Annotated in this window: 11 protein-coding genes; 6 read left to right on the forward strand and 5 right to left on the reverse strand. The window is 60.1% G+C overall.

Going from position 1 to position 8,356, the window contains the following annotated elements; translation table 11 throughout:
- Nucleotides 1-80: 80 nt before the first annotated feature.
- Together ACW9I6_RS28200 and upp are read right to left on the reverse strand one after the other, a co-directional pair.
- Nucleotides 81-1,355, reverse strand: a complete 1,275-nt coding sequence (locus ACW9I6_RS28200; RefSeq protein ID WP_087692860.1) for a uracil-xanthine permease family protein — start codon at nt 1,353-1,355, stop codon at nt 81-83.
- Nucleotides 1,356-1,357: 2 nt separating this feature from the next.
- Nucleotides 1,358-1,996 carry a uracil phosphoribosyltransferase gene (gene upp, locus ACW9I6_RS28205; protein WP_003216149.1) on the reverse strand — a complete coding sequence of 213 codons (639 nt, stop codon included), beginning with the start codon at nt 1,994-1,996 and terminating at the stop codon, nt 1,358-1,360.
- A gap of 165 nt (nt 1,997-2,161) precedes the next feature.
- On the opposite strand from upp, the gene ACW9I6_RS28210 reads away from it, so the two are divergent.
- From ACW9I6_RS28210 to ACW9I6_RS28225, 4 genes are all read left to right on the forward strand, one after another.
- On the forward strand, nt 2,162-2,719 hold the full coding sequence (locus tag ACW9I6_RS28210; RefSeq protein WP_003216150.1) for a hypoxanthine-guanine phosphoribosyltransferase: 558 nt from the start codon (nt 2,162-2,164) through the stop codon (nt 2,717-2,719).
- A 3-nt stretch (nt 2,720-2,722) separates the two neighbouring features.
- Nucleotides 2,723-3,190 (forward strand): WbuC family cupin fold metalloprotein, encoded by a 468-nt coding sequence (locus ACW9I6_RS28215; protein ID WP_003216151.1) that lies wholly within the window; start codon nt 2,723-2,725, stop codon nt 3,188-3,190.
- Nucleotides 3,191-3,225: 35 nt separating this feature from the next.
- Nucleotides 3,226-3,711, forward strand: coding sequence for a hypothetical protein (locus ACW9I6_RS28220; protein ID WP_457340080.1), 486 nt, complete (start codon nt 3,226-3,228; stop codon nt 3,709-3,711).
- A 208-nt stretch (nt 3,712-3,919) separates the two neighbouring features.
- A complete protein-coding gene (locus tag ACW9I6_RS28225) occupies nt 3,920-4,207 on the forward strand; it encodes a PA4642 family protein (protein ID WP_003216153.1) in 288 nt (95 codons plus the stop codon).
- A 94-nt stretch (nt 4,208-4,301) separates the two neighbouring features.
- On the opposite strand, the gene mqo is transcribed toward ACW9I6_RS28225, so the two are convergent.
- Nucleotides 4,302-5,810 carry a malate dehydrogenase (quinone) gene (gene mqo, locus ACW9I6_RS28230; protein ID WP_003216154.1) on the reverse strand — a complete coding sequence of 503 codons (1,509 nt, stop codon included), beginning with the start codon at nt 5,808-5,810 and terminating at the stop codon, nt 4,302-4,304.
- Between the two features lie 727 nt (nt 5,811-6,537).
- The gene (locus ACW9I6_RS28235) at nt 6,538-6,771 is read right to left on the reverse strand and encodes a hypothetical protein (RefSeq protein WP_102604704.1); all 234 of its coding nucleotides are present in this window, start codon (nt 6,769-6,771) and stop codon (nt 6,538-6,540) included.
- 184 nt (nt 6,772-6,955) lie between these two features.
- Here ACW9I6_RS28235 and ACW9I6_RS28240 point away from each other — a divergent pair, with 184 nt between their 5' ends.
- Nucleotides 6,956-7,540 carry a YajG family lipoprotein gene (locus tag ACW9I6_RS28240; RefSeq protein WP_003216157.1) on the forward strand — a complete coding sequence of 195 codons (585 nt, stop codon included), beginning with the start codon at nt 6,956-6,958 and terminating at the stop codon, nt 7,538-7,540.
- Nucleotides 7,541-7,642: 102 nt separating this feature from the next.
- On the opposite strand, the gene ACW9I6_RS28245 is transcribed toward ACW9I6_RS28240, so the two are convergent.
- Nucleotides 7,643-7,852, reverse strand: a complete 210-nt coding sequence (locus ACW9I6_RS28245; RefSeq protein WP_008434269.1) for a hypothetical protein — start codon at nt 7,850-7,852, stop codon at nt 7,643-7,645.
- Nucleotides 7,853-8,033: 181 nt separating this feature from the next.
- Between ACW9I6_RS28245 and ACW9I6_RS28250 the strand changes: the two genes are divergently transcribed.
- Nucleotides 8,034-8,291: a hypothetical protein gene (locus ACW9I6_RS28250; protein WP_457340081.1), complete on the forward strand. Its 258-nt coding sequence runs from the start codon at nt 8,034-8,036 to the stop codon at nt 8,289-8,291.
- Nucleotides 8,292-8,356 lie beyond the last annotated feature (65 nt).

The following is an 8,356-nucleotide window of genomic DNA, read 5'->3' on the forward strand; positions in this document are numbered from 1 at the left end:
GGTGGTTCAGTCACTGATGTGCTGAATGACACACTGCATTCGCGAGCAAGCCCGCTCCCACACTGGTTTTGCGTTGGCAGTTAGATCAGCGGCTCATCCGGCTTCCTGTTCTTCCAGCCGTCATTGCCCGGCAGCAGCAGATTCAACGCAATCGCTACCACCGCACACAGGGCGATGCCCTTCAGGCCAAAGTCATCCGGGCCAGTGCCGGTGCCTACCAGCACACCGCCAATTCCGAACACCAGGGTCACCGACACAATCACCAGGTTGCGCGCTTCGCCAAGGTCGATCTTGTGGCGGATCAGGGTGTTCATCCCCACTGCGGCAATCGAGCCGAACAGCAGACACAGAATCCCGCCCATTACCGGGACTGGAATGCTCTGCAGCAGCGCGCCGAACTTGCCGATAAACGCCAGGCTGATGGCAAATACCGCCGCCCAGGTCATGATCTTCGGGTTGTAGTTCTTGGTCAGCATCACCGCGCCCGTCACTTCCGCGTAGGTCGTGTTGGGCGGGCCGCCGAACAGGCCGGCAGCGGTGGTGGCGATCCCGTCACCCAGCAGGGTGCGGTGCAGGCCGGGCTTCTTCAGGTAGTCGCGACCGGTCACGCTGCCCACCGCAATCACACCACCGATGTGTTCGATCGCCGGGGCCAGGGCCACCGGGACGATAAACAGGATCGCCTGCCAGTTGAATTCCGGCGCGGTGAAGTGGGGCAGGGCGAACCACGGTGCGGCGGCGATCTTCGCGGTGTCGACTACGCCGAAGTAGAACGACATGGCGAAACCCACCAGCACGCCGGAGATGATCGGCACCAGGCGGAAAATGCCTTTGCCGAACACCGCCACGATCAGCGTGGTCAGCAGCGCCGGCATCGAGATCAGCATGGCGGTCTGGTAGTGGATCAACTCACTGCCGTCACCGGCCTTGCCCATCGCCATATTGGCCGCAATCGGCGCCATGGCCAGGCCAATGGAAATGATCACCGGCCCGATCACCACCGGCGGCAGCAGCCGGTCGATGAAACCGGTGCCCTTGATCTTCACGGCCAGGCCCAGGAAGGTGTAAACGAAGCCGGCCGCCATCACGCCGCCCATGGTCGCCGCGAGGCCGAACTGGCCCTTGGCGAGAATGATCGGGGTGATAAACGCAAAGCTCGACGCCAGGAACACCGGTACCTGGCGCCCGGTAACCACCTGGAACAACAAGGTGCCCAAGCCTGCGGTAAACAGGGCGACGTTTGGATCGAGACCGGTGATCAGCGGCATCAACACCAGCGCGCCAAATGCTACGAAGAGCATCTGTGCGCCAGACAGGATCTGGCGCCAAAGCGGGTCGTTGAACTCATCCTGCATGGTCACGCGTCCTTCTGCTTGGTACCGAAGATCTTGTCGCCGGCATCGCCCAGGCCCGGGATGATGTAGCCATGTTCATTCAGGCGTTCATCGATGGATGCGGTGTAGATCAACACGTCCGGGTGGGCTTTCTCGACGGCGGCGATGCCTTCGGGAGCGGCCACCAGCACCATGGCGCGGATGTCCTTGCAACCGGCTTTTTTCAGCAGGTCGATGGTGGCAACCATGGAGCTGCCGGTGGCGAGCATCGGGTCGATGATCATCGCCAGGCGCTCGTCGATTTCCGGTACCAGTTTTTCCAAGTAGGTGTGGGCCTGCAGCGTCTCTTCGTTGCGGGCCACGCCTACGGCGCTGACCTTGGCACCCGGGATCAGGCTGAGCACGCCTTCGAGCATGCCGATACCGGCACGCAGGATCGGCACCACGGTAATCTTCTTGCCGGCGATTTTCTCGACCTGGACGGGACCACACCAACCGGCGATCTCGTAGTTTTCCAGGGGCAGGTCTTTGGTCGCCTCGTAGGTGAGCAGCGCTCCGACTTCCTGAGCAAGCTCACGGAAGTTCTTCGTGCTAATGTCGGCGCGGCGCATAAGGCCGAGTTTATGTCGGATCAGCGGATGGCGGATCTCACGGATGGGCATGGGGAAAGGCTCCGGCGGCGGGCAAAAAAACCGGCCTAGATTAATCTATCCGAGGGTGTTGTCCTATAGACATCTAGTACGTTAGTCCATTAAGGCTTGAACGTTGGGCCTCACATGCGTACCTTTGCCCGCTTTTCTTGCCACAGCACCCCCTTGGAGAGCGCCATGTCCGCTGATCTCGAGCATATCCGTCAAATCATGCGCGAGGCTGACTGCCTGTACACCGAAGCGCAAGTCGAAGAGGCCATCGCCAAGGTCGGCGCGCACATCTCCCGTGAAATGGCCGACACCAACCCGGTGGTCTTTTGCGTGATGAACGGTGGCCTGATTTTCGCCGGTAAATTGCTCACCCACCTGCAATTCCCGCTGGAAGCGTCCTACCTGCACGCCACACGCTATCGCAATGAAACCAGTGGCGGCGACCTGTTCTGGAAAGCCAAGCCGGAAGTCTCGTTCATCGACCGCGACGTGCTGATCATCGACGACATCCTCGACGAAGGTCACACCCTGGGCGCGATCATCGACTTCTGCAAACACGCCGGCGCGCGCAAGGTGCACACTGCCGTGCTGATCGACAAGGACCACGACCGCAAGGCCCGTCCGGACCTGAAAGCCGATTACGTGGGCCTGCCGTGCATTGACCGTTACATCTTCGGTTACGGCATGGACTACAAAGGCTACTGGCGCAACGCCAATGGGATTTACGCCGTTAAGGGGATGTAATCAATGGCCAGCTTTCTTGATCAAACGCTGTTTGCGGAGCTGGCCGAGAAAGCGGCTGGCAGCCCTCGTGGCCGGCATCACCACAACTTTCATCAGATGGAAGAGCCATGCCATCGCATGGCTGTCGGCATGCAGCCCAGCACCTATGTGCCGCCTCATCGTCATTTGAGTGCCGATAAGGCGGAAACCTTGCTGGTGCTGAAGGGCAGCCTGGGCTTGTTGATCTTCAGCGAGACCGGCGAGGTGCTGGCCAAGCGCGTGATGCAGGCGGGCGGTGAGTGCCAGGGCGTCGATTTGCCGCCCGGGGTGTTTCACGGCCTGGTGGTGCTGGAGCCAGATACTTTGATGTTCGAATGCAAAGCCGGACCGTATCGACCGGTGGGAGAGGGTGAGCTGGCCAGTTGGGCTCCCCGTGAAGGCGACGCTGAAGTGGCTGAGTATCAGCGCTGGATGCTTGCCCAGTTCGATTGAGCTAAAGTGCTGGGCCATCTTCCACGGAGCGGCCCATGCGCCTTTTGATCCGCAGTTGCGCCGCCCTGGCGCTGACCCTCAGTTTGCCCCTGGCGGCTGCTCCGGCGCCGCTGCACAGCCAATTCCTGCCGCCCGACGACCTGACCCTGCGCGCCGAAACCCCGGACCAGCAGCAATTGCTGCAAGTCACCGAGTATTCGGTGGTGGTGGGTAACCAGCGCCAATCCACCCAGCAGCCGATCCCGGTGACCTCGCCGTTGATGATCCGCCTCAAGGGCAAGTCCCTGAACAAAGGCGCGACCATCGCCCAGGTGATCCTCAATTTCGATGCCGAAAGCAAAAGCCTGAAAAAGCCGGTGTTCGACGATAAAAGCAAAACCCTGACCTTGTCGTACCCGATGACCCAGTATCGGGTGATCGTCGATCTGCTGCGCAACGACACGGTCTATGTGCAGTTCCTCAGTTACGCCAACGGCCATATCTGGGCCGATTTGCACACCGGGGCGGTGCGCGCCAAATAATCCAGCCGACGCGCATTCGGCGGTGTAAATACAGTCAATGTGGGAGCTGGCTTGCCTGCGATAGCGGTGGGTCCGTTGGCCCATCTGTTACTGATGCACCGCTATCGCAGGCAAGCCGGCTCCCACATTGGTTCGCGTAGCTTTCGAAGCCGCGGTGCCGCAGGTAAACTGCTTTTCCCGTGTAAATGTCTGCAGGCTGGAGTCGGTAATGCGTAAAGATAAGAAACAGGTGATTGGTGATGAAATCGGCGACGAGCAAATCAAGCTGTTCCTGGATTTCGAGCCGGTAGACGCCACTTCGCCGTCCCTGCACAAACTGATCAAGGCCTACCGCGGCCTGCGTATCGACGACTTCGAACGCTTCCTGGTTTTCTTCAAGGAAGCCGGCCTGGACCTCGATGGCAAGGACGAGCATGGCCTGACCTTCGTTGAAGTGATCAAGGACCAGCGCAACGCCGCCGAGTACATCGAGCTGATCGAACAAGCCCGCGGCTGATTGTTGCGGACGAAAAAAAACGCCCCGTTAGGGGCGTTTTTCGTTCCCACGCTCTGCGTGGGAATGCATCAACTGACGCTCTGCGTCACGACGCTCAAGCGTAGCTTTCGGTCTCGCTGCTCTGCTCAACCAGTTCCAGGCTGATGTTGTTCTGCGTGTTGATCTTGCGATACAGCTCGGCATCGGTCTCCAGGACCTTTTCCCGAGCCGGGAAGATCTCGTGCAGCTTGGCCGCCCACTCACCGGCCGCTTTCGTCGGGAAGCAGCGTTCGATCAGTTCCAGCATGATCGACACGGTCACCGAAGCACCTGGGGACGCGCCGAGCAGGGCGGCCAGCGAACCGTCCTTGGCCGCAACCAGTTCGGTACCGAATTGCAGCACGCCGCCTTTCTTCGGGTCTTTCTTGATGATCTGCACCCGTTGGCCGGCCACTTCCAGGCGCCAGTCTTCGGCTTTTGCCTCAGGGTAGAAGCGACGCAGGGATTCCAGGCGCTGCTCCATGGACTGGCGCACCTCGCTGACCAGGTACTTGGTCAGGTCCATGTTGTCCCGGGCCACGGCCAGCATCGGGCCGATGTTGCCGGCACGAATCGACATGGGCAGGTCAAGGAACGAGCCGTGTTTGAGGAACTTGGTGGTGAAACCGGCGTATGGCCCGAACAGCAGGGATTTCTTGCCGTCGACCACACGGGTGTCGAGGTGCGGCACCGACATCGGTGGCGAACCCACGGCTGCCTGGCTGTAGACCTTGGCCTGGTGGTGCTTGACCACTTCCGGGTTGTCGCAACGCAGCCACTGGCCGCTGACCGGGAAGCCGCCGAAGCCCTTGCTTTCCTCGATGCCCGAGGCTTGCAACAGCGGCAGGGCCGCGCCACCGGCGCCGAGGAACACGAACTTGGCGTCCACATCACGGGAATTGCCGCTGTTGACGTCCTTGATGCTCACGGTCCAGCCGGCGCCGTTGCGCTTGAGGCCGGTGACGCGCTTGCTGTACTTGACCTGGGCATCCGGGGCGCTGGTCAGGTGCGAGAGCAACTGGTTGGTCAGGGCGCCGAAGTTGACGTCGGTGCCGTTCATCACGCGGGTGGCGGCGATTTTTTCGTCCAGTGGGCGGCCGGGCATCATCAGCGGCATCCACTCGGCCATCTCGCTGCGGTCTTCGGTGTAGTGCATGTCCGAGAACGCGTGGTGCTGGCTGAGGGTTTCAAAGCGCTTCTTGAGGAACGACACGCCTTTCTCGCCCTGTACGAAGCTCAGGTGCGGCACGGGGCTGATAAAGGATTTGGACGAGCCAAAGGTGCCTTTCTTGGTCAGGTAGGCCCAGAACTGCTTCGACACCTCGAATTGGGTGTTGATGTGCACGGCTTTCTTGATGTCGATGGAGCCGTCGGCGGCCTGCGGTGTGTAGTTCAGCTCACACAGCCCGGCGTGGCCGGTACCGGCGTTGTTCCACGGGTTGGAACTTTCCGCGGCACCCGAATCCATCAGCTCAACGACTTCCAGCTTGAGGCCGGGGTCGAGCTCTTTGAGCAGTACGGCGAGGGTGGCACTCATGATGCCCGCACCTACCAGTACTACGTCGACTGCTTCGTTATGCGCCATTTAACGCGTCTCCAAAATCTGCAGCACCAAATTGACGGCATGGCTGCCAGGAGTGACGGGGCGGTTCACGTGATGCCCCAGGTTACCCATGGCCAGGATCGCCATGTCCGATTCTTCGCAATTTATCGCAAGCGGACGCTGCCGACCGGGCCTGATCTGCGTATGAACGCATTTAAGGGCGCCTGTGGCAATTCGACTTATGGTCAAGCTCGTCCGATCGTGCAACCAAATCCGTAGCGGACAGGCTTCAAGCTCCGGTTCTTGAGGAGTGCTCGGTCCTGTGTGGTGGGGCTGTTCCAGACGCTGATGGTGCTTGTACAAACGCAAAACTATTCATTTGCTCGCCACACTCTTGTGAAGTTGTGAAAACCCGTTTTTTTCACGCTCTTTTGAAGACGTGAACCTCAAAAAAGGGCTGCCCCAGCCTGGCACCTGGCCCGAAATCACTGCCGGCAAGCGGCAAAACGGGCAAACAACTCAAGTGGCCGAGCGCATGGCAGCTCTGGCAGATTCGGGTAAAGACGATGGTTTGCAGAGAAAACAGCAAGCTCGCCAGCTTCACACGATCTGTGTGGGCGGCTCTCTGTGGGCGGTGCGGGGGAGCTAATACAAGTGCATTAGCGATGCTGCGAGGCCCGATCAGGAGACGTCCTTATAATCGGGGGGAGATTGTAGCGAAGAAATGCGCGCAAATGGACGTGTTTAATGACTTTTATTAGCAGTCTGGTCAGGAGGCCAACGCGTGCCGTGCCTGTGGCTGCGAAACCCGGGGGCTGACGCGCGCGCTGGCGGGCAGCGGGCGGTGCATCCAGCTCAGGCGGGTCTCTTCGACTTCGACCCAGCCTTCACCGACGGGCGGCAGGCTGCACTGCTTGAAAGCCTGGCAGCAGCCTTGGGCGTCGAGCAGGGCAAAGTTGCGATGGCTGGTGTGGGAAAAGAACAAAGATTTGAGAAGGCGCATGGCTGTGTACCCGGTTCGTTACATGCTGCGAAGGTTGGCAGTCTGGCATGACATTGAGGTGACGGTTCTGTGTGAAAATTGTAATTTCGCCGACAGTTCAGGCGCCGTTCAGGAATTCTGGTGAGTGGCGAGCGCTCACCGTTATACTGGCGCCCTGTTTGCATCTAGTCCTGGAGAAATGAGTATGTTGCAACGCCTGTTGTTCGGTTTGATCACTGTGACCAGTTTGACCCTGGTTGGCTGCGCCCACAGCCCGCAACAACTCAGCCCGCAACCGAAAATCACCACCCAGCTGGCGCCTGTCGGCCATGGCCAGCCGGTGTCGGTGCGTGTGGTTGACGGGCGTCCGTCGCCGACCCTCGGCACCCGTGGCGGCCTGTACCCGGAAACCAGCGCCATCACGGTGACCGGTGCGGACGTGCTGCCCAAGCTGCAAGCCCAGGCCGAAGCGGCCGTGCGCCTGTTGGGCTTCACCCCTTCCAACTCGCCAGGTGCGCCACAACTGACCATCACCCTGGCCGAGCTGAAGTATCAGTCGCCCAAGGAAGGCCTGTACGTGACTGAAGCCACCATCGGCGCGACCTTCAAGTCCGACGTGACTGCCGGTACCCGTCGCTACAGCGGCCGTTACGGCGCATCCCTGGACCAGCGCTTCGGCATGGCGCCGAACCAGGAAACCAACACCAAGCTGGTCAGCGACGTGTTGAGCGATGCCCTGACGCGCCTGTTCAAGGACCCGAGCATCGGTTCGCTGCTCAGCTCGCAGTAACCGTCAGGCGGGCGCGGAGCGCCCCAGTCGGCATTCCTTTGCGGCGCGTGGGAACGATGACCGGGCTCAGCGATGAGCCCGGTTTTTTTACGCCTGCCGTTTTCATGCAGCCGTTTCGACATAAAAGTCCAGCACACTCACGCCAGTGAGCAAGTCCAGCTCTGGCAGGTCGGCATGTTGATGCCCGCCGAGGGCGCAATACACCAGCCAGTGGCGGTCCTGCACATTGAACGCGAGGCCGCCCACCAGGGCCTCTTGCTCATCGCTTGGGGCAATCAGATACAGCCGATCCTGGTTCTGCGCGTGCAACATGACAAGCTCCCGGGCTTTCGAAGGGCAACAGAGTGGCTTGTTAAGGTGACGTTCAGGTGACGCTGTAAATTACTGGATACATTAGCCGTCAATGGGGAAGGAGTAATGACGCGCAGGCGGCGCATATCATTCAGGTTTGTATCTGGATTGATACCAAGACACTGATACATCGAGGTTTGCGATGTCGCTGACCGCACTACTGCTCAATTCCCTTGCCCTGTTACTGGCCTGCCCGGCGGCATGGCTGCTGTTTGTCACGCGCCTGCATGAACAGCGCGCGGTGGCCCGCCTTGCGGCGCAAAGCGAACTGCGTGCCATTGATCAGCCGATGCTGTATCTGGACGTGTTGACGCAGCGTACCTATCGCCTGTTCTACCGGTTGGGGTTTGCCTGTCTGGGGCTGGCGTTGCTGGTGTCCTTTCTAAGTACCCGATTGTAGGAACACCCTAAAAACAACTGTGGGAGCGGGCTTGCTCGCGAATGCGGTGTATCAGTCACCAGATG

It is taken from the genome of Pseudomonas sp. SDO5522_S412 (assembly GCF_054071215.1).

What these genes read in the sequence shown, in the direction of transcription:
- ACW9I6_RS28200 (WP_087692860.1), bottom strand. Translation starts at nt 1,355, where the DNA reads ATGCAGGATGAGTTCAACGACCCGCTTTGGCGCCAGATCCTGTCTGGC.
- upp (WP_003216149.1), bottom strand. Translation starts at nt 1,996, where the DNA reads ATGCCCATCCGTGAGATCCGCCATCCGCTGATCCGACATAAACTCGGC.
- ACW9I6_RS28210 (WP_003216150.1), top strand. Translation starts at nt 2,162, where the DNA reads ATGTCCGCTGATCTCGAGCATATCCGTCAAATCATGCGCGAGGCTGAC.
- ACW9I6_RS28215 (WP_003216151.1), top strand. Translation starts at nt 2,723, where the DNA reads ATGGCCAGCTTTCTTGATCAAACGCTGTTTGCGGAGCTGGCCGAGAAA.
- ACW9I6_RS28220 (WP_457340080.1), top strand. Translation starts at nt 3,226, where the DNA reads ATGCGCCTTTTGATCCGCAGTTGCGCCGCCCTGGCGCTGACCCTCAGT.
- ACW9I6_RS28225 (WP_003216153.1), top strand. Translation starts at nt 3,920, where the DNA reads ATGCGTAAAGATAAGAAACAGGTGATTGGTGATGAAATCGGCGACGAG.
- mqo (WP_003216154.1), bottom strand. Translation starts at nt 5,810, where the DNA reads ATGGCGCATAACGAAGCAGTCGACGTAGTACTGGTAGGTGCGGGCATC.
- ACW9I6_RS28235 (WP_102604704.1), bottom strand. Translation starts at nt 6,771, where the DNA reads ATGCGCCTTCTCAAATCTTTGTTCTTTTCCCACACCAGCCATCGCAAC.
- ACW9I6_RS28240 (WP_003216157.1), top strand. Translation starts at nt 6,956, where the DNA reads ATGTTGCAACGCCTGTTGTTCGGTTTGATCACTGTGACCAGTTTGACC.
- ACW9I6_RS28245 (WP_008434269.1), bottom strand. Translation starts at nt 7,852, where the DNA reads ATGTTGCACGCGCAGAACCAGGATCGGCTGTATCTGATTGCCCCAAGC.
- ACW9I6_RS28250 (WP_457340081.1), top strand. Translation starts at nt 8,034, where the DNA reads ATGTCGCTGACCGCACTACTGCTCAATTCCCTTGCCCTGTTACTGGCC.